This is a genomic window from Microbacterium sp. KRD172 (assembly GCF_017168295.1).
Taxonomy (GTDB): Bacteria; Actinomycetota; Actinomycetes; order Actinomycetales; family Microbacteriaceae; genus Microbacterium; species Microbacterium profundi.
This window is the reverse complement of record NZ_JABFAS010000002.1, coordinates 2,331,137-2,349,890: the sequence shown is the minus strand read 5'-3', so window position 1 is coordinate 2,349,890 and position 18,754 is coordinate 2,331,137. Positions and strand designations below refer to the sequence as shown.

Below are 18,754 nucleotides of genomic sequence, written 5' to 3'. Positions count from 1 at the left end.
CCGCCCACCACTGCCGAGATCGACGTCGTGTCCGCGCAGCTGGGTCGTTCGGCGCGCGGGGTCGTCGGCATCGCGGCGCGGTGCGTCTGCGGGAATCCGACCGTCGTGGCGACCAGTCCTCGTCTGCCGGACGGATCGCCGTTCCCCACGTTCTACTACCTCACGCATCCCGCGGCGACCGCCGCGATGTCGACGCTCGAGGCCACACAGGTGATGCTCGAGCTGGCTGCTCTCCTCGTCGAGGACGAAACGGCTGCAGCGGCATATCAGGCAGCCCACGAGGCGTACATCGCCGACCGGACGCTGTTCGGCGAGGTGACCGAGATCGACGGGATCTCCGCCGGCGGCATGCCGACGCGAGTGAAGTGCCTGCACGCGCTGGCCGGTCACGCGCTGGCCGCCGGACCCGGAGTCAATCCGATCGGCGACGCCGCGCTCGCGCGATCGTCCTGGTCGCCGCAGCGCTGCGAATGCGAGAAGCCCGGAGCCGCGACCGCATGAGGCTGAAGGCGATGCTGCGCAGCACCGTCGCGGTCGCGGCTGTGGCGGCATCCGTTCTGCTCACCGGAGCCACGACCACACCGACGCCGACGCCAGGACCCGTCCCCGACGACCCGACCGATCCGGTGCGCGCATCGGAGTACTGGCTCGACGGTGCCGGCATCCGCGACGCATGGAAGACCACGCGCGGTGAAGGCGTGACGATCGCGATCATCGACACCGGCATCGGCAAGGTGCCGTCGGTGTTCGGCGACGCCGTCGTCGACGGCACCGATGTCTCGGGCAGCGGCACGCCAGACGGACGCACGCCCGTCGGAGCCGTCGACGGCGACCACGGCTCGTGGGTGGCGTCGCTTGCCGCCGGTCGGGGCAAGGCCGACGGCACGGGCATGATCGGCGTGGCGCCGGAGGCGAAGCTGCTGTCGGTCTCGGTCGGCTTCGGCGCCGCCGCAGCCGTGCCGTTCGTCGAGCAGGTCGCCGACGGCGTCCGCTGGGCCGTCGATCAGGGCGCCGACATCATCAACATGTCGTTCACGACGAACACGCTCGACTGGGACAAGAGCTGGGATGACGCGTTCCTGTACGCGTACGAGCACGATGTCGTCGTCGTCGTCGCGGCGGGCAACCGGGGCAGCGGCACCGACGTCATCGGCGCACCGGCGACGATCCCCGGCGTGCTCACCGTCGGAGGCGTCGACCAGACCGGCACGGCGAGCGTGGAAGCATCCACGCAGGGGATCACGATCGGCATCTCGGCGCCGAGTGAAGGATTGCTCGGGGTCTCGGCGGATGGCGAACTGAGCCTGTGGCGCGGTACCAGCGGTGCATCGCCCATCGTGGCGGGCGTGGCGGCACTGATCCGGTCCGCCTTCCCGGATATGGATGCCGCGAACGTGATCAATCGCATCATCAAGACCGCGCTTCCCGTCCCTGGAGTGAGCGATCTGCCCGATCCGCTCTACGGATACGGCCTTCTGAACGCATCAGCGGCGGTGACGGCATCCGTTCCGACCGTCGATGCGAATCCGATGGGCGATCTCGCGGAGTGGGTGCGCCTGTACCGTCGTGCGGAGGCTGAGCCCGCACCGGAGCCCGAAGTCACGCCTGTACAGGTCGACCCGCTGCCCGCGGCAGATCCGCCGACCGAGCCCGGATCTCCGCTGCTTCCGAGCGCGGATTCACTGCGCTACGGCACGCTTCCGCTCATCGCACTCACTGTGCCTGGTATTCTTATCGCGCTAGGCGTCACCGCTGCTGCCCGGCGCATCCGATCGGCGCGCAAGCAAAGCACGCCAGCACCCTGACTAGGAGTTGTCCCTCTGTGCCTGAGAACAGCACTGTGCCCAAGATTCTGATCGTCGGCGGCGGCTACGCGGGCTTCTACACGGCCTGGAAGCTCGAGAAGCACCTTCGAAAGCACGAGGCCGACGTGACCATGGTCGACCCGCTGCCGTACATGACGTACCAGCCGTTCCTCCCTGAGGTCGCGGCCGGTTCGATCGAGGCACGGCACGTTGTCGTCGCGCATCGTCGCCACCTGAAGCGCACGAATGTCGTCACGGCGAAGGTGACCGGCATCAATCACGCGAACAAGGTCGCCACCATCACGCCTCCGGTTGGGGAGCCGTACGAGCTCGAGTACGACCAGATCGTCGTCACCGCCGGCGCAGTCTCGCGCACGTTCCCGATCCCCGGCATCGCCGACAATGCGATCGGGCTCAAGACGATCGAAGAGGCCGTCGCCGTACGCGACAAGCTGATGTCGAACTTCGACAAGGCCGCTTCGCTGCCGGCCGGCCCCGAGCGCGACCGCCTGCTGACCACTGTCGTCGTCGGCGGCGGCTTCGCCGGCATCGAGGTGTTCGCCGAGCTGCGCTCACTGGCATCGTCGCTGCTGTCGAAGTACCCGCCGCTGCGTTTCGAGGACACGCACTTCCACCTCATCGAGGCGATGGGTCGCATCATGCCCGAGGTCTCGCTGAAGACCAGCGAGTGGGTGCTGAAGGATCTCGCCAAGCGCGGTGCGAACGTGCACCTCGACACGCAGGTGCAGGGCGCCGTCGACGGAAACGTCGCCATCTCCACCGGTGAGGTCATCCCCACCGACCTCATCGTCTGGACCGCGGGTGTCATGGCGAACCCCACCGTCGTGCGCGGCGGCGATCTGCCGGTCGAGGAGCGCGGTCGCATCCAGACCCGCGCCGACCTGCGCGTCGGCACGGCAGAGGAGTTCGTCGAAGGTGCGTGGGCCGCCGGTGATGTCTCGGCCGTCCCCGATCTCTCCGGTGGCGGCGTCGGCGGCAACTGCGTGCCGAACGCCCAGCACGCGGTGCGTCAGGCGAAGCTGCTCGCGAAGAACCTGGTCGCCGTCCTCCGCGGCGAGGAGACCAAGGACTACTTCCACAAGAACCTCGGCGCGGTCGCCGGTCTCGGCCTCTACAACGGCGTCTTCCAGTCCGGAGATCTTGCACTCAAGGGGTTCGTCGCCTGGATCGCGCACCGTGGGTACCACGGGCTCGCGATGCCGACGTGGGAGCGCAAGTGGCGCGTGCTGTGGGACTGGTGGAACAACCTGTGGCTGGGCCGCGACCTCGTGAACCTCGAGGCCGTGCAGAACCCTCGTTACGTCTTCGAGGAGTTCGCCGCTCGTCCGCGTCCCGCAGCGGATGCTGCCGCTGCGGCGCCTGCGAAGCCCGCTGCTGCAAAGCCCGCTGCCACGCCGGCTGCGAAGCCCGCCGCCGCGGAGCCCACTGACGACAAGACTGAGAAGGCGGCTCCTGCGAAGAAGCCCGCTGCGAAGAAGCCCGCCACGACCAAGGCGTCAGCGAAGTAAGAGGCGACTCCCGCTTCATCACCGGCCCATGCCGCGCATCACGCCGCGGCATGGGCCGGTTGCGTTTTATCCCGGATGCGGCGGCTGCTCACCGCCGCACACGGGTGTCGCGACCTGAGCTGCTGAGAGTGCCCCCACTGGGACTCGAACCCAGACTGAAGCGATTTTAAGTCGCCTGCCTCTGCCATTGGGCTATGGGGGCGTGCATTCACAGCCTAGCTTCGCGGTGGTCGGCGAGCCGACGTCGTAGGGTGGGGGAGTGCTCGACCTCACCGCTGACCTGAGCCGTACAGCCGCCCCCTCACGCGACTGGGACAACCCGGCGCTCTGGTGGCCGCGTTTGTCGGATGCCACCTCGCACCTCGCGGCGCCCGTCGCCGTGATCGATGTCGATGCGCTGCGTCACAACGCGATGGATCTGCTGGTGCGCGCCGGCGGCATCCCGATCCGTGTCGCCTCGAAATCGGTGCGCGTGCGGGCCGTGCTCGATGCCGTGCTGCGCATTCCCGGCTACAGCGGCATCCTCTCCTTCTCGCTCGCCGAAGCGCTCTGGCTCGCCGAGACGCACGACGACATCGTGCTCGGCTATCCGACCGTCGACCGGGCAGGCCTCGAGCGGCTGGTGCACGACGAGGTCGCCGCATCCCGCATCACCCTGATGGTCGACGACATCGCTCATCTCGACCTGATCGACGCCGTCGCGCCGCACGATCGGCGCGAGACGATCAGGGTGGCCATCGATGCCGACGCGTCATGGCGCTCTGCAGCACTCGGGCACATCGGCGTGCGCCGTTCGCCGCTGTTCACGGCCGCCGACGTCGCCGGATTCGCGCGTACGATCACGCGCCGACCCGGGTTCCGGCTGGTCGGGCTGCAGATGTACGAGGCGCAGATCGCGGGTCAGGGCGACAACGGCTCGGACGCGCCGGTGATCCGCATGGTGCAGGCGCGGTCGCGGGCCGAGCTGCGCGGGCGCCGCGCCGAGATCGCGGATGCTCTCACCGATGTCGCGCCGCTGGAGTTCCTCAACGGCGGAGGCACCGGGTCGCTGGAGTTCACCGGCAGTGACGAGTCCGTCACCGAGGCATCGGCGGGCAGTGGCCTGCTCGGTGGGCACCTGTTCGACGGCTACCGTTCCTTCCGCCCCGCACCTGCCAGCGCGTTCGCCTTCGATGTCGTGCGACGGCCGGCGGATGACATCGCCACGGTGCTCGGTGGGGGATGGATCGCGTCGGGTCCAGCACTCGGCTCGCGTCAGCCCCGTGCGGTATGGCCACAAGGGCTGCGAACGATGCCGCGCGAAGCCGCCGGTGAGGTGCAGACGCCGTTGCACGGCGACGCGGCGCGGACACTCGACATCGGCGACCGGGTGTGGTTCCGCCATGCGAAGAGCGGCGAGCCCGCCGAGCGCATCGACGCGTATCACCTGGTCGCCGGCACCGAGGTGATCGACGAGCTGCCCACGTATCGCGGCGAGGGCAAGGCGTTCCTGTGACGCGTCCCGGCGGAACATGGCACAACTGGGCGCGTTCGGCGAAGATCAGACCGGCGAGCGTCGAACGTCCCCGGACGCCGGAGGGCGTGCAGCGCGCGGTGCAGGCAGCGATCGCCCACAACCTTCAGATCAAGGCAGTCGGTGCCGGTCACAGCTTCACGGGCATCGCGGTCGCTCCCGGCGTGCTGCTCGAGCTCGACGACATGCAGGGGCTCGTGTCGGTCGACACCGACCGCGCCCGTGTGACGCTGCTCGCGGGCACCAGGCTGCACCGGATCCCGCGCCTGCTCGCGCCGTACGGACTCGCGATGGAGAATCTCGGCGACATCGATCGCCAGTCGATCTCCGGGGCGATCTCCTCCGGCACTCACGGGACAGGGGCACGTTTCGGCGGGCTCGCGACGCAGGTCGTCGGCGTGACCCTGATCACCGCGCGGGGAGAGTTCCTCCGGGTGAGCGACACCGAGAACACCGAGATGCTGCCGGCCGTCGCGCTGGGGCTCGGCGCACTCGGCATCCTCGTCGACGTGACGCTGCAGTGCGTCCCCGCCTTCGTCATGCACGCCGTCGACGAGCCGGCGCCGCTCGATGACGTACTGGAGACGCTCGACGAGCGGGTCTCAGCGGCGGACCATTTCGAGTTCTACTGGTTCCCGCACACCGAGGTGGCGCTCACGAAGAAGCAGACCAGGTTGCCGGAATCGACTCCGCGCAAGCCACTGCCGACCGTCGGCAGGTGGATCGACGAGACCCTGCTCTCCAACGGCGTGTACCGGACGGTGTGCGCCGCAGGACAGGTGCTTCCGGCCATCACGCCGCCGTTCAATCGCCTCGCCGTGAAGCTGACCGGCGACCGCGAATACACCGACCTGTCGCATCGGGTGCTCACACAGCGCCGCAACGTGCGGTTCCGGGAGATGGAGTACGCACTCCCGGCGGCGAACGTCCTACCGGCCGTCCAGGCGATTCGAGCGCTCATCACCGCGCGGGGCTGGAAGATCGAGTTCCCGGTCGAGGTGCGCTTCGCTGCGGCGGATGACCGCTGGCTCTCCACGGCGTACGACCGTGCCAGCGGGTACATCGCCGTGCATCGATACTGGCGCGCCGATCCGACGGCCTACTTCGAGGCCGTCGAACGCATCTGCCTCGAACACGGTGGACGCCCGCATTGGGGCAAGCTCCACACCCTGAACGCGCAGCAACTGCGCGAGCGCTATCCGCGATTCGACGATTTCGCAGCGGTGCGCGACCGGCTGGATCCCGATCGCAGGTTCACGAATCGTCATCTTGACCGAGTGCTCGGAGAGTGACGAGTCGCCCAGTTCACGCGCAGGCGCCGTGGTTAGGATGAGTAAAACTCATGAAGGGGGTCATGTGCCATGGAATGGCTCATTCCAGTTCTGATCGTCGTCGCTGTGCTGGTGCTCATCGGCATCTACTTCTGGGCGACCTACAACTCCCTCGTGCAATTGAATGTCCGCGTCGATGAGGCGTGGAGCGGCATCACCGTGCAGCTCAAGAGACGCGCCGACCTGATTCCCAATCTCATCGAGACGGTCAAGGGCTACGCGTCGCATGAGAAGGCCGTGTTCGAGAACGTCACCCGCGCTCGTGCGGAGACTCTTTCCGCGACGAGCCCCGGTGAGGCCGGAATCGCCGAGGGCCACCTGCAGCAGGCGTTGAAGAGCCTGTTCGCGGTCGCTGAGGCGTACCCGCAGCTGCAGGCGAGCCAGAACTTCCTTCAGGTGCAGCATGCCCTCGTCGACACCGAGGACAAGATCCAGGCGGCCCGCCGCTTCTACAACGGCGGTGTGCGCGAGCTGAACACGAAGATCAAGGTCTTCCCGAACAACCTGTTCGCCCGTGGGCTCGGTTTCACCGAGCGGGAGTTCTTCGAGGTCGCCGACAACGCGGCGATCTCAGAGCCGCCACGCGTGCAGTTCTGACTCACCAGACCGGCAACACGAGGTCGTCTTCGTCGACGATCACGTCACCGCGGACGACGGGTGCCTCTGCGACCGGGAAGCACATCGCAAGATGTGCGCCGCCTCACGCCGACTCCTGACGTGCATGCACGTGGCGCAGCACGCCTCCGCGCTCGACATGCAGGGCGCCCGCCACGGCATCCGCGGCGTCTCCCCAGCCCGAGACCGAGACGTTCTCCAATCCCTGCCAGGTCGCGGCGAGTGCGAGTTCGCGCGCGATCGCCTCTGCGTCTTCTGCGCGCGACTGCGGTTCCCACCACGCGGACTGCACCTGAAGCGTCGATGTCGCCCTGTCGGCCTTCAGATCGACGCGCGCGACGATGCGATCTCCGACCAGCACGGGCAGCGAGTAGTAGCCGTAGCGCCGTTTGTGCGCCGGGACGTATATCTCGATGCGGTAGTCGAGGTCGAACGCGCGAAGCGCGCGCTCCCGGAACCACACCACTGGGTCGAACGGGGTGAGGATCGCAGCGGTGTCGATCCGGCGGGGGAGCACCGCATCACGATGCAGCCAGGCGGGCACCGGGCGGCCGCCGCGCTCCCAGCCGCGCACCTCTACTGGCTGCAGATCTCCGTCGTCGACCAGATCTTCGATCGCCTGTCGGATGCTCGCGCGATCGCGGATGCGGTAGTAGTCGGCGAGGTCGGATTCGGTCGCGACGCCGGAGGAGCGGGCGGCGCGGCGGACGAGCTCGCGGATGGCGTGCTCACGCGGTACGACCCGCTCGCGGACTTCGGCGGGGATCACCTGCTCCTCCAGCGCATAGTGCCTCTCGAACCCACGACGACCGCTGATGGCGACATCGCCGGTGCGCCAGAGATGCTCGAGGGCGAGCTTCACGTCGTCCCAATCCCACCAGGTGCCGCGCTCGCGCGGCGCATCGGCCCGAAGCTGTGCCGGGCGCAGGGGGCCCCGGGTGCGCAGTTCGTCCTTCACCCATGTGATCGTGCGGCTGTTCTGGCTCAGCCACGACTGCGGATCGGACTCCCAGCGCTTGCGGAACGCCTCCATGCGGAAGCGCCACAGCGACCAGTCCTCGACCGGCACGAACGTGGCCTCGTGCGCGAGGTATTCCACGTAGTGCGTGGTGCGCGAGAGGAACACTCGATCCAGCAGCGCCGGATCGTAGGAGCCCAGCCGGGAGAAGAGCGGCAGATAGTGACTGCGCGCGAAGACGTTCACGGAATCGATCTGCAGCACACCCAGGCGCTGCATCGCGCCGTGCACGTGGCGGGCGGAGACGGTGGCCGTCGGGCGACGTCGGGTGAACCCCTGGGCGGCCAGGGCCGTGCGGCGAGCCTGCGCGGCACTGAGGGTCTCGGTCACGTCGTCAGCGTATCGTCCGCCTCCGACATGGTCGTCGGAGCGCGCGTCGCAGAATCCCTCCGACACCGGAACTAGACTTACGACATGACGGATGAGCAGCGCCCCCGCAAGCGCGATCGTCTGTGGGGTCGCATGCCGACCGATCGCACGGTCACGACCGAGGCCGACAACGCAGTGCCGCTGTCATTGCGTGTCGCAGCCGGCTACGCCTGGCGCATGCTGCTGATCGCCGCGGCCGCCGGCGTCATCATCTGGATCGTGATCCAGCTGAAGCTCCTCGTCATCCCGCTGCTGATCGGCATCCTCATCACGGCTCTGCTCTGGCCGGTGTTCGAATGGATGCTGCGCAAGCGCTTCCCGCGGTGGCTCGCGATCCTGATCGCCCTCGTCGGCACGCTCGCGATCGTCTCGGGCCTGCTCTGGCTCGTCGGATGGCAGGTCGCGCGCGAGTGGCCATCGGTGCAGAAGAGCACGATGCAGGCGCTCGACGAGTTCCAGCAGTACCTGATGGACGGCCCGCTGCACCTGTCCGCAGGGCAGATCCAGGACTACATCGATCAGGGCTTCGCGCTGATCCAGGAACAGGCGCAACTGCTGTGGTCCGGTGCCCTCGCCATCGGTTCGACGGCCGGCCACGTCGTGGTCGGCATGCTCCTGACGGTCTTCATCCTGATCTGCCTGCTCGCCGACGGCGGCGGCATCTGGCGCTGGACGACGATGCTCTTCCCTCGCGATGCGCGACCCGCCGTCGACGCCGCGGCGCGCAACGGCTGGCGAACGGTCGTCAGTTTCGCGAAGACCCAGTTGCTGGTCGCGACGATCGACTCGATCGGCATCGGCATCGGCGCCTTCCTGCTCGGTGTCCCGCTCGCGATCCCGGTCGCCGTGCTCGTCTTCCTCGGTGCGTTCATTCCGATCGTCGGTGCGGTCGCCACCGGTGCCGTGGCGGTGTTCCTCGCGCTTGTGTACAACGATCCGCTGAACGCGTTCTGGATGCTGGTCGTCGTGATCGGTGTCCAGCAGGTCGAGGGCCACATCCTGCAGCCGATCCTGATGGGATCCGCGGTCAAGGTGCATCCGCTCGCCGTCGTTCTGGTGGTCGCCGGTGGGTCGATGATCGCCGGCATTCCCGGTGCACTGTTCGCAGTGCCGCTGGCAGCCTTCGTGAACGTCGTCGCGGTGACGCTCAGCAGCGGCTCGTGGAAGACCGGCGGCAGGCCCACTGGTGACCTGATCTGGAGTACAGTGCCGCTCGAGCGGCGTCGGAGGAATACATGAGTGCAGTCCCCAGTCTGGGCGAGTTCGAGGAAGCCGCACGGGGGCTGGAGCGAGTGATCTCGCACACGCCGACCCTGCCGTCCAGGGCGCTGTCCGACATCCTCGGTGAGTCCGTCGTGCTGAAGATGGAGAACCTGCAGCGCACCGGTTCGTTCAAGATCCGTGGTGCCGCGTACCGTCTGTCGAAGCTCACGGCCGAAGAGCGCGCGCGCGGTGTGGTGGCGGCATCCGCGGGCAACCACGCGCAGGGCGTCGCGCTCGCCGCGCAGGCGCTCGGCATCCCCGCGACGATCTTCATGCCACTCGGCGTGCCTGTGCCCAAGCTGCTCGCCACCCGGGGGTATGGAGCCGAGGTCGTGCTGGAAGGCGAGACCGTCGCGACGTCGCTGCGGCTCGCGGCGGAGTTCGCGGAGCGTACAGGGGCGGTGATGATCCACCCCTTCGATCACCGCGACGTGGTGATCGGTCAGGGAACCCTCGGGCTCGAACTGATCGCGGATGCTCCTGATGTCGACACGATCCTCGTCGGCATCGGCGGCGGAGGACTCATCGCCGGTGTGGCCGCCGCCGCGAAGGCTGCGGCAGCACGGGCCGGACGCACCGTGCGGGTGATCGGAGTGCAGGCCGAGAACGCCGCCGCTATGCCGCTTTCGCTGGCCGAGGGCCATCCTGTCGAGATCGAGACGCATCCGACCATCGCAGACGGCATCCTCGTCGCGAAGCCCGGGGCCGTGCCCTTCGAGATCATCAAGGACCTGGTCGACGAGGTCGTCACCGTCACGGACGACGACATCGCTCGTGCGATCCTCATCCTGCTCGAGCAGGCGAAGGTCGTCGTCGAGCCCGCGGGCGCCGTCGGCGTGGCCGCCATCCTCGCAGGCAAGGTGTCCGGCACCGGCAAGACCATGGCCGTGCTCTCCGGTGGCAACATCGATCCGCTGCTGCTCCAGCGCGTCGTGTCGCACGGGCTCGCGGCATCCGGTCGCTATCTGACCATCCGCATCCCGCTGCCCGACCGCCCCGGTCAGCTCGCCAGGGTCTCCGAGCTCGTCTCGCAGGCCGGCGCCAATGTCATGGAGGTCATGCACACCAGGCACGGCCAGGGACTGCAGATCAGCGAAGTCATCCTGCAGATGAGCATCGAGACCAGGGGAGCGGAGCACACCGAGCTCACACTCGACACGCTCCGCCAGGCCGGCTACGACCCGATGGTCGTTCCCGACTGATCGCGGAACGGAAGAACCGCGCCGAGACAGCAGCATCGCTGCACTGTCCCGGCGCGGTTCTGCGTCTGTGGGTCGGACTCAGCCGGCGTAGGTCTCGACGTTCGTGACCTCGACCGAGATCGATTTGCCGTTCGGCGCCTCGTACGAGGTCTTCTCCCCGACCTTCAGGCCGAGGATGGCCTGGCCGAGCGGGCTCGCCTCGCTGTAGACGTCGACGTCGCTCCCGGATGCCGCGATCTCGCGGCTGCCGAGCAGGAAGACCTCTTCGCCGCCGGCGACGAGTGCCGTGACGACGGTTCCGGGCTCGACGATGCCGCGGCTGACCACGGCTTCGCCGACCTTCGCGGTCTTCAGGAGCTGCTCGAGCGTGCGGATGCGCGCCTCCTGCTTGCCCTGCTCGTCCTTCGCGGCGTGATATCCGCCGTTCTCCTTGAGGTCGCCTTCTTCGCGGGCGGCTTCGATGCGCTTCGCGATCTCGTCGCGACCCGTCGTGGACAGGGCCTCGAGCTCAGCGACGAGCCGGTCATATGCCTCTTGAGTGAGGAAGGGTACCTGAGCGTCTGTGGACACAGCGTGCTCCTTTGTCGAACGCCCTTCAGGGCGGTGTTGTCGAACGCCCGTCAGGGCGGTGGGGATATGCCAAGACGCCCCGGCAAGTGGCCAGGGCGTCGGTCGTATCAGGGGAGTCTATAAGGGCCAGCAGGAGTTCACCAAACCTGTCGTGGCTTGTGCGACGGTCGGTACGGTCGCCGTCAATTGCTGCATGGGAGTGTCTGCGGCGGGAATCTGGACGATCTTCCAGCCGACGACGCCGAACTCCTCATCGAGCGCCTCGACCGCGCAGGCCATATCCCGACCCTGAGGGGTGGTGACCTGGAAGCGCACCGTGACAGTGCGCTCATCGACGAGTTCGAAGCTCAAGTCGTCGGCGTCGACCGTGTCGATCGACTGCGAGACTGTCACCCATGAGGCGATGATGATCACCACCACGGCGACCGCACCGCCGATGATCCACGAAGCGCGCGAGCGGCGTCGGCGGCCATATCGTTCATCGAGCTCGAGGGCAGTCGTCACTGGTAGGTGCTTTCGATAGTTAGGCTTGTGGTTCCAGGTTATGCGACCTGCGAAGGAAAGGCGTACACATGCTCGTGCAGTTCGGAACTGAGACCCCGATTCCGACGCCGACGATGACCGTCGACCCGAACGCCGTCACACCGGGCCCCGCCGGATTCCTCGTGACCGTGATCGTCGTGATCGCCGTGGTGCTGCTCATCTGGGACATGAACCGTCGCGTGCGCCGTGTGCGCTATCGAGAAGAGGTGCGCGAGGAGCTCGATGCGGAAGAGGCCGCAGGCCGGGAAGCGCGGACCCCGGATGCCGGCACCGCCGCCCCTGCGCACGAGAACGGCGACGAAGCATCCGAGAAGGACGATCCACGGCGCTGAGCTCGCCGAACATCACACTCCCACGCGCTCGAAAGCGTCAAGGCTGATGCCCTGTTCGAGGATGTGCCTGGACCACTCCCGCGCGCTGTGCAGGCTGTGATCCCGGTAGTTGCCGCAGCTGATCGCGTCGACGCCGGGGACGTCGTCCCAGGTGATGTCCTCGGCGATCGCGGTGAGCCCCACGCGGACGGCCGCCACGACCGCCGCGACGCTCGGCTCGCCCCAGGTGATCAGGTGGAAGCCCGTGCGGCATCCGAACGGGGAGATGTCGATGACGCCCTCGAGGTGGTCGCGCAGCAGGCCGGCGAGGACGTGCTCGATGGTGTGCAGCCCTCCCGGACAGCGGTGTGATCGAGGGTGAAGCTCTCGACATCGGCCATGGGGATCTCCTTCGTCGTTCAGGGTGCGTTCTACTACTATCAGCCCGGCAGGCCGAGGGACGGCGCGTACGGCGCCATCGAGATCAGCAGGCACGCGGTCCAGTGGCACAGGAACGCGAGCACGGTGCACAGGTGGAAGATCTCGTGGAATCCGAAGTGGCCCGGCCAAGGGTTCGGCTTCTTCAACGCGTAGACGATCGCGCCGCCGGTGTAGAGCAGCCCTCCCACGCAGACCAGCACCATCATCGCGACATTCGCGTTCAGCAGGTCGACCATGTACATGACAGCGGCCCAGCCGAGCACGAGGTAGAGGGCGACGTACAGCCAGCGCGGTGCGTTGATCCAGAACACCCGGAACAGGATCCCGAGGACCGCGCCGCTCCAGACCAGGATGAGCAGCAGCGTGCCCTTCTCCGGCACGAGCGCGTTGACCGCGAGCGGCGTGTAGGTGCCCGCGATCAGCAGCAGGATGTTGGCATGATCGATGCGCTTGAGTATCAGTTTGGTCCTGGGGTCCCAATTGATGCGGTGATACAGGGCGGAGTTGCCGAACAGCAGCAGCGAGCTCGCCATGAAGACGGCGGCGGCCCACTTCGCAGGCGCGCCTTCGGACAGCACGATCAGCACGATGCCCGCGGCGATCGCCACCGGGAACGTCGCGGCGTGCAGCCATCCGCGCCAGGTCGGCTTGATCTCGACATCCGCGTCCGCCTTTGCAGCGTCGAGCAGCGGAAGCTCTGGAACCGGTATCGCGTCGGCGTCTGAAGTGCTCACGTGCTCACTCTAAGCCGCGGTCCATGCCGTCAGATGTACATGCGATCGTCGCGGCCGCACAGGGCATCGTTGCCTCGACGCGATAACGTAGGCAGGTGAATGCACGCACGAGCGAGGGCCGGGGGCCGCTGTACCGGCTGTACGGCAAGAGGCTCCGGCGACAGCTGGATCCGGCATCCGTCCCGCATCACGTCGCGATGATGATCGACGGCAACCGTCGTTGGGCGCGTCAACTGGGTCTCGATTCTCCCGCCGACGGCCATCGCGCCGGCGCGGCCAAGATGCGGGAGTTCCTCGGCTGGTGCGACGACATCGGAGTTCGCGTCGTCTCGCTGTATCTGCTCTCCAGCGACAACCTGCGAAAGCGCGACTCCAAGGAGATCGCCGATCTCATCGAGATCATCGCCGAGCTCGCGGAGTCGCTCGCTCAGAACGGCGACTGGCGGGTCAAGCACGTCGGCCGCTCCGACATCCTTCCCGACGAACTGGCACGCGTGCTGCGCGACGCGGAGGAGCGCACCACCGGGCATTCGGGTCTGCACGTGAACCTCGCAGTGGGCTACGGCGGGCGCAACGAGATCGTCGACGCCGTGCGCTCGATCATCGCCGAGCACGACGCGTCAGGCGGAACCATGGAGGATCTCGCAGCACACCTCACGCCCGAGATGATCGGCGAGCACCTCTACACCGGCGGCCAGCCCGATCCGGATCTCGTCATCCGCACGAGCGGCGAGCAGCGACTCAGCGACTTCCTGCTCTGGCAGAGCGCGCACAGCGAGTTCTACTTCGTGGAAGCACTGGGACCGGACCTGCGCCAGGTCGACTTCCTGCGGGCTATCCGCGACTACGTCGACCGGGATCGGCGCTTCGGACGCTGAGCGTCGCGCTCGCTGAGCTTGTCTCGCTCGCTGAGCTTGTCTCGCTCGCTGAGCTTGTCTCGCTCGCTGAGCTTGTCTCGCTCGCTGAGCTTGTCTCGCTCGCTGAGCTTGTCTCGCTCGCTGAGCTTGTTCGCTCGCTGAGCTTGTCTCGCTCGCTGAGCTTGTCTCGCTCGCTGAGCCTGTCGCGCTCGCTGAGCCTGTCGCGCTCGCTGAGCCTGTCGAAGCGTCGCCCACGTGGGAGAATCCTCTGGTGAGCACTCTCGACGACTACGTCGCAACCTTCGACGGCGACCCTGGCTATCTGAACTGGGCGGCATTCGGGCCGATTTCGCCGACCGTGCGCGCCGAGGTGTTCGCGGACGCCGATCTGCTGGGCAGCGGACGTCCGTCATCGCTGGCACTCGTCAGTGAGCGGTTCGGTGAGGCTCGTGAGATCGCCGCCGAACTGCTCGACGCAGACGCCGAGACGGTGACGCTGCAGCCATCGTCGACCCACGGCCTCATGCACGCGTTCTACGGGCTCAAGGGCACGGTCATCGCCTCGTCGGCGGAGTTCCCGAGCATCAGCATGACTCTCGAACGGGCCGCGCAGGCATCGGCGGGCGAGCTCACTCCGCGCTGGATCGAGCCCGAACACACCTTCGTGACCCCGGATGCCGTGGCCGAGGCGCTCGACGACGACGTGACCGCGCTCGCGGTCAGCCACGTCGACTTCCGCACCGGCTACCGCGTCGATCTCGCAGCACTCCGCGACGTGCTCGGCCCGGACCGCCTGCTGATCGTCGACGCCGTGCAGTCGTTCGGCGTCGTGGACGACGACTACTCCGTCGCCGACGTCGTGGCAGGGCACGGCTACAAGTGGCTGCGTGCCGCGCGCGGCACCGGCTTCACCTCGTTCTCGGCAAAGGCGAGGGAGCGCATCGCCCCCGTGCTGTCGGGCTTCGCCGGCGTGGAGGGTGGGCTTCCCGTCGACGAACTGCCGGCGCCCGCAGCATCCGCTCGTGCGTATGCGGTCAACAGTCCCGATCAGCTCGCCGTCGCCCGCCTGGCGATCGGCCTGCGCGACGTGCGTGATGCCGGGGTGGCAGCGATCGACGACGCGATCAGCGGACGCGTCGACCGCATATTCGAGATCGCCGACCGTCACGGCATCCCAGTGCTCACACCGCGCACGAAGAGCAAGCGCGCCGGTATCGTCACGCTCGCGCCCGAAGAGCCGGCCGCGCTCTCCGCTGCACTCACGAACGCGGGGATCGTCGCCACGACCCGTGGTACGACCGTTCGTCTCGCGGCGCACGCGGGTACGGGCGATGAGACGCTGCGCATGCTCGATGACGCGATCGGGACTCTCGGGGCATAGGCGCGAGAGTTCACCTGCGCTTAATATGCCGCGCGGGCGTGTCGCGCACGCGGGTCGGCGGGCCGGTCGTACGTTCTAGGCATCGGGCACGGTGCCCGTTCGGGTCGGCCTTCGGATCGCGACTCGTGGCCCACTGGTCGACTCGTGGCATAGCCGGGAAACATCCCGGGTCGGGAGTGGGTCGTGACCACACGTACAGCACAGCAGTCCACCCGTCAGTCCTCGCGTCGGGCATCCTCAGGGAAGTCGGATCAGGACGTTCGCACCTATGTGCTCGACACTTCGGTGCTGCTGTCGGATCCGCAGGCGTTCTTCCGCTTCGCAGAGCACTCGATCGTTCTTCCGGTCGTCGTGATCACGGAGCTCGAGGGCAAACGTCACGATCCGGAGATCGGCTACTTCGCGCGGCAGGCGCTCCGGCACCTGGATGAGCTGCGAATCGAGCACGGACGACTCGACTTCCCCGTGCCCATCGGCGAAGGCGGCACGCTGCGCGTCGAGCTGAACAACACCGACGGATCGGTGCTGCCCAGCGGCATCCGCCTCGGCGACAACGACAGCCGCATCCTCGCGGTGGCCATGCACCTGGCAGACGACGGGCAGGAAGTCACGATCGTCTCCAAGGACCTGCCGATGCGGGTCAAGGCCGCCTCTCTCGGAATCTCGGCCGAGGAGTATCTCGCCGAGCAGGCCGTGGACTCCGGCTGGACCGGTATCGCGAACCTCGACCTCTCAGGCGACGAGATCAGCGACCTGTACGAGAGCGAGGTCGGCATCAGCGAGGAGGCCCGAGGGCTTCCGGTCAACACGGGTCTCATCATCCACTCCGAGCGCGGATCGGCACTCGGCCGCATCAGCGGCGACGGCGAGTACAAGCTGGTGCGCGGTGATCGCGAGCTGTTCGGGATGCACGGCCGCTCCGCTGAGCAGCGCATCGCGATCGACCTGCTCACCGACCCCGATGTGGGGATCGTCTCGCTCGGAGGTCGCGCAGGGACGGGCAAGTCGGCCCTGGCACTGTGCGCCGGGCTGGAAGCGGTGCTCGAGCGGCAGCAGCAGAAGAAGATCATCGTGTTCCGCCCGCTGTTCGCGGTCGGCGGGCAGGAGCTCGGATACCTGCCAGGCGACCAGGGCGAGAAGATGGGCCCGTGGGGTCAGGCGGTCTTCGACACCCTCGGCTCGGTGGTCTCGGGCAACGTCATGGAAGAGGTCGTGGAGCGCGGCATCCTCGAAGTCCTCCCGCTCACGCACATCCGGGGCCGCTCGCTGCACGACGCGTTCGTGATCGTCGACGAGGCGCAGTCGCTGGAGCGCAACGTGCTGCTGACGGTGCTGAGCCGGATGGGTCAGAACTCCCGGGTGGTGCTCACACATGACGTCGGACAGCGCGACAACCTGCGCGTCGGCCGCCACGACGGCATCGCCTCGGTGATCGAGACGCTGAAGGGCCACGACCTGTTCGCGCACGTGACGCTGATGCGCTCGGAGCGCTCGGCCATCGCGGCGCTCGTCACGGAGCTGCTGGAGGGCGGGGAGCTCAACTGAAAGTCGATGGTTGGGCCATGTTGCACCTGTCGGAGGGTGTTGCACCTGTCGTAGCTTTCCGGCGAAAGTGTCCGACAGGTGTGACAGTCTCCTTCAGATGTAACAGCGGATTGCCGCATCAGGCGTATTCACGCAGACGGCGCAGCGCACCGATGATGGCCGCTTGCACAGTGGGCCAGTCGTACAGAACTTGCGCGTAGTCGAATCGCAGAGTCTCATACCCGCGCGCGGAGGCGGCAGCATCCCGCACCAGATCCTTGTGGCGCATCTTGCCGTCGTGGTTCACCTTGCCGTCGGCCTCCAAGATGAGACGTCCGCCGATGACGAAGTCGACTATCCCGACACCGCTGATCTCGACCTGACAGTCGAGTCGGATGCCGAGAAGATGCAGACGCAGCCGCAGCAGAGATTCGAGACCACTGTCGGCGTTGGTTCGGGCGATGTCGACGAGCCAACGAGCGGATGCTGGCAGTGCTGCAATTAGGCGTTGTCGAGCAGCCCTCCGCAGCAGTTTCAGCCGAAGCGCGGATTCGTATGCGGCGAAGAACGCCTCGTCGCCGGCGCAACGCCGCAGATGCAGCAGCGACGTCTCGATCGAGGCATACCCGAATGGCGGCGTACCAGTGTAGAAGTGGCTGGTGCATGAGCAGTCAGCATGGTTGTGCACGCGACCGCTCGGTCCCATCCAGACGTGGAGTCCGTCGTCATCGGGAAGCACCCAGACTTCATGAGCGCGCAGCGCGGAAGCGCAGGTAAGCGCCCCGCCATGCGTCGCGGCCGTGCGAATGTCGCCGTTGAGGTCGTGCGTGGCGAAGACGCCGGGGCGCACTCGCTGAACCTTTCCTGCGCGAACAGCGCGTGACAATTGCGTACGGGTGAGGCCGAGGCGCTGTAGATGAGAGCCTCGTGCGATACCGCCAAGGCGTTCGATGGTCTGCGATGGATCGAGCATGCTTCTACGATGGTGCGTCCAAGCGCTTGGGTGAGGCTATCCACCGTTGATCGACGAGAACCGGAATGTGGAGGAAGAGTGGGCGCGTTGCATGCGTCGGAGAGTGTGACACCCGTAGGAGGAATCGGCCGAAATGATCCGACAAGTGCAACACACTCCGGCGGCCGCGACACGCGTGGAGGCCAGCATCCGTGGGTAAGCTGAGCGGATGCCTGAAACCGACCTGCCGGTATCCGAGTACGCATTTCCCGGCCCGCTTCGCGACCAGCTCGTCGGGGCGATCCTCAGCGGCGAGAAGACGTCAACGACCTCACTCGTCGTAGGGTACGAGCGCGAGGGCGAGCCGCTGCCTGCCGTCGGCGACCGGGCGATCGTGATCGATTCCGCAGGTGAGTCGGTATGCATCGAGGAGATCACGGAGGTTCGTGTTGTGCGCCTCGCAGATGTCGATCTCGACCACGCGGTCGCCGAGGGCGAAGGATTCACGACCGTCGCCGACTGGCGCGCCGGACATGAAGAGTTCTGGCGCAGCCCGGAGTTTCGCGAGGAGATGGGCAACGCGAGCTTCACCGTCGACGACGACACTCAGACCGTACTCGTGCGCTTCCGAACCGAGCCCCTGACTTCCTGAGGCGGATGCCGGGCGTGCTGAATGGATGCCCGGCATCCTGAATGGATGCCGGGATGTTACACACGGCGGAGCCTGTTGCAGGTGTCGGAGGATTTTCGACAAAACCTCCGACGGGCGCAACAGGCTCCGACAGGTGGAACAGGT

General features: G+C 67.1%; 19 protein-coding genes and 1 tRNA gene. 13 read left to right on the top strand and 7 right to left on the bottom strand.

Features of this window, described 5'->3' with window-relative positions:
* Positions 1-27 precede the first annotated feature (27 nt).
* From J1M43_RS11740 to J1M43_RS11730, 3 genes are read left to right on the top strand one after another with little or no spacing between them, the layout of a single operon-like run.
* Positions 28-501, top strand: coding sequence for a DUF501 domain-containing protein (locus J1M43_RS11740; RefSeq protein ID WP_206477380.1), 474 nt, complete (start codon positions 28-30; stop codon positions 499-501).
* 11 nt (positions 502-512) lie between these two features.
* Complete coding sequence (locus J1M43_RS11735; RefSeq protein WP_241245222.1) at positions 513-1,805, top strand: S8 family serine peptidase; 1,293 nt, start codon at positions 513-515, stop codon at positions 1,803-1,805.
* Positions 1,806-1,840: 35 nt separating this feature from the next.
* Complete coding sequence (locus J1M43_RS11730; RefSeq protein WP_206476780.1) at positions 1,841-3,334, top strand: NAD(P)/FAD-dependent oxidoreductase; 1,494 nt, start codon at positions 1,841-1,843, stop codon at positions 3,332-3,334.
* A 129-nt stretch (positions 3,335-3,463) separates the two neighbouring features.
* On the opposite strand, the gene J1M43_RS11725 is transcribed toward J1M43_RS11730, so the two are convergent.
* A tRNA-Leu gene (locus tag J1M43_RS11725) sits at positions 3,464-3,536 on the bottom strand.
* A gap of 57 nt (positions 3,537-3,593) precedes the next feature.
* On the opposite strand from J1M43_RS11725, the gene J1M43_RS11720 reads away from it, so the two are divergent.
* The 3 genes from J1M43_RS11720 (at position 3,594) to J1M43_RS11710 (ending at position 6,775) form a co-directional block, all read left to right on the top strand.
* Complete coding sequence (locus tag J1M43_RS11720; protein WP_033104862.1) at positions 3,594-4,829, top strand: alanine racemase; 1,236 nt, start codon at positions 3,594-3,596, stop codon at positions 4,827-4,829.
* Positions 4,826-6,139: a D-arabinono-1,4-lactone oxidase gene (locus J1M43_RS11715; RefSeq protein WP_206476779.1), complete on the top strand. Its 1,314-nt coding sequence runs from the start codon at positions 4,826-4,828 to the stop codon at positions 6,137-6,139. Before J1M43_RS11720 ends, J1M43_RS11715 begins: the two co-directional genes overlap by 4 nt.
* A gap of 69 nt (positions 6,140-6,208) precedes the next feature.
* Positions 6,209-6,775 (top strand): LemA family protein, encoded by a 567-nt coding sequence (locus J1M43_RS11710; RefSeq protein WP_206476778.1) that lies wholly within the window; start codon positions 6,209-6,211, stop codon positions 6,773-6,775.
* 103 nt (positions 6,776-6,878) lie between these two features.
* Here the strand turns inward: J1M43_RS11710 and J1M43_RS11705 are convergent, their stop codons facing one another.
* Positions 6,879-8,141: a winged helix-turn-helix domain-containing protein gene (locus J1M43_RS11705; RefSeq protein ID WP_033106198.1), complete on the bottom strand. Its 1,263-nt coding sequence runs from the start codon at positions 8,139-8,141 to the stop codon at positions 6,879-6,881.
* An 84-nt stretch (positions 8,142-8,225) separates the two neighbouring features.
* Between J1M43_RS11705 and J1M43_RS11700 the strand changes: the two genes are divergently transcribed.
* Both J1M43_RS11700 and ilvA read left to right on the top strand, forming a co-directional pair.
* Positions 8,226-9,419, top strand: coding sequence for an AI-2E family transporter (locus J1M43_RS11700; RefSeq protein ID WP_052166688.1), 1,194 nt, complete (start codon positions 8,226-8,228; stop codon positions 9,417-9,419).
* The gene (gene ilvA / locus J1M43_RS11695; RefSeq protein ID WP_033104859.1) at positions 9,416-10,645 is read left to right on the top strand and encodes a threonine ammonia-lyase; all 1,230 of its coding nucleotides are present in this window, start codon (positions 9,416-9,418) and stop codon (positions 10,643-10,645) included. Before J1M43_RS11700 ends, ilvA begins: the two co-directional genes overlap by 4 nt.
* Positions 10,646-10,723: 78 nt before the next feature.
* Here ilvA and greA read toward each other — a convergent pair whose 3' ends face one another.
* Both greA and J1M43_RS11685 read right to left on the bottom strand, forming a co-directional pair.
* Positions 10,724-11,215: a transcription elongation factor GreA gene (gene greA / locus J1M43_RS11690; RefSeq protein WP_033104858.1), complete on the bottom strand. Its 492-nt coding sequence runs from the start codon at positions 11,213-11,215 to the stop codon at positions 10,724-10,726.
* A gap of 117 nt (positions 11,216-11,332) precedes the next feature.
* Entirely contained in the window at positions 11,333-11,719 is a 387-nt protein-coding gene (locus tag J1M43_RS11685; protein ID WP_033104857.1) for a DUF4307 domain-containing protein, read from the bottom strand.
* Positions 11,720-11,787: 68 nt separating this feature from the next.
* Between J1M43_RS11685 and J1M43_RS11680 the strand changes: the two genes are divergently transcribed.
* On the top strand, positions 11,788-12,090 hold the full coding sequence (locus tag J1M43_RS11680) for a hypothetical protein (protein ID WP_033104856.1): 303 nt from the start codon (positions 11,788-11,790) through the stop codon (positions 12,088-12,090).
* A 12-nt stretch (positions 12,091-12,102) separates the two neighbouring features.
* Here J1M43_RS11680 and J1M43_RS11675 read toward each other — a convergent pair whose 3' ends face one another.
* Together J1M43_RS11675 and J1M43_RS11670 are read right to left on the bottom strand one after the other, a co-directional pair.
* The gene (locus tag J1M43_RS11675; RefSeq protein WP_234000529.1) at positions 12,103-12,564 is read right to left on the bottom strand and encodes an S-ribosylhomocysteine lyase; all 462 of its coding nucleotides are present in this window, start codon (positions 12,562-12,564) and stop codon (positions 12,103-12,105) included.
* Entirely contained in the window at positions 12,510-13,244 is a 735-nt protein-coding gene (locus J1M43_RS11670) for a hemolysin III family protein (protein ID WP_206476777.1), read from the bottom strand. Before J1M43_RS11670 ends, J1M43_RS11675 begins: the two co-directional genes overlap by 55 nt.
* A gap of 95 nt (positions 13,245-13,339) precedes the next feature.
* Here J1M43_RS11670 and J1M43_RS11665 point away from each other — a divergent pair, with 95 nt between their 5' ends.
* The 3 genes from J1M43_RS11665 to J1M43_RS11655 all read left to right on the top strand — a co-directional run bounded on the left by J1M43_RS11665 (position 13,340) and on the right by J1M43_RS11655 (position 17,027).
* Positions 13,340-14,122 carry an isoprenyl transferase gene (locus tag J1M43_RS11665; protein WP_033104855.1) on the top strand — a complete coding sequence of 261 codons (783 nt, stop codon included), beginning with the start codon at positions 13,340-13,342 and terminating at the stop codon, positions 14,120-14,122.
* A gap of 250 nt (positions 14,123-14,372) precedes the next feature.
* Positions 14,373-15,482: an aminotransferase class V-fold PLP-dependent enzyme gene (locus J1M43_RS11660; RefSeq protein ID WP_206476776.1), complete on the top strand. Its 1,110-nt coding sequence runs from the start codon at positions 14,373-14,375 to the stop codon at positions 15,480-15,482.
* Positions 15,483-15,752: 270 nt separating this feature from the next.
* A complete protein-coding gene (locus tag J1M43_RS11655) occupies positions 15,753-17,027 on the top strand; it encodes a PhoH family protein (RefSeq protein ID WP_206477379.1) in 1,275 nt (424 codons plus the stop codon).
* 118 nt (positions 17,028-17,145) lie between these two features.
* On the opposite strand, the gene J1M43_RS11650 is transcribed toward J1M43_RS11655, so the two are convergent.
* Positions 17,146-17,979: a type IV toxin-antitoxin system AbiEi family antitoxin domain-containing protein gene (locus J1M43_RS11650; protein ID WP_206476775.1), complete on the bottom strand. Its 834-nt coding sequence runs from the start codon at positions 17,977-17,979 to the stop codon at positions 17,146-17,148.
* A 208-nt stretch (positions 17,980-18,187) separates the two neighbouring features.
* Here J1M43_RS11650 and J1M43_RS11645 point away from each other — a divergent pair, with 208 nt between their 5' ends.
* Entirely contained in the window at positions 18,188-18,610 is a 423-nt protein-coding gene (locus J1M43_RS11645; protein ID WP_206476774.1) for an ASCH domain-containing protein, read from the top strand.
* Positions 18,611-18,754: the final 144 nt, after the last annotated feature.

Coding starts and splice junctions, on each gene's coding strand:
- J1M43_RS11735 (WP_241245222.1), top strand. CDS start 513: ATGCTGCGCAGCACCGTCGCGGTCGCGGCTGTGGCGGCATCCGTTCTG.
- J1M43_RS11710 (WP_206476778.1), top strand. CDS start 6,209: ATGGAATGGCTCATTCCAGTTCTGATCGTCGTCGCTGTGCTGGTGCTC.
- J1M43_RS11700 (WP_052166688.1), top strand. CDS start 8,226: ATGACGGATGAGCAGCGCCCCCGCAAGCGCGATCGTCTGTGGGGTCGC.
- ilvA (WP_033104859.1), top strand. CDS start 9,416: ATGAGTGCAGTCCCCAGTCTGGGCGAGTTCGAGGAAGCCGCACGGGGG.
- J1M43_RS11680 (WP_033104856.1), top strand. CDS start 11,788: ATGCTCGTGCAGTTCGGAACTGAGACCCCGATTCCGACGCCGACGATG.
- J1M43_RS11650 (WP_206476775.1), bottom strand. CDS start 17,979: ATGCTCGATCCATCGCAGACCATCGAACGCCTTGGCGGTATCGCACGA.
- J1M43_RS11645 (WP_206476774.1), top strand. CDS start 18,188: ATGCCTGAAACCGACCTGCCGGTATCCGAGTACGCATTTCCCGGCCCG.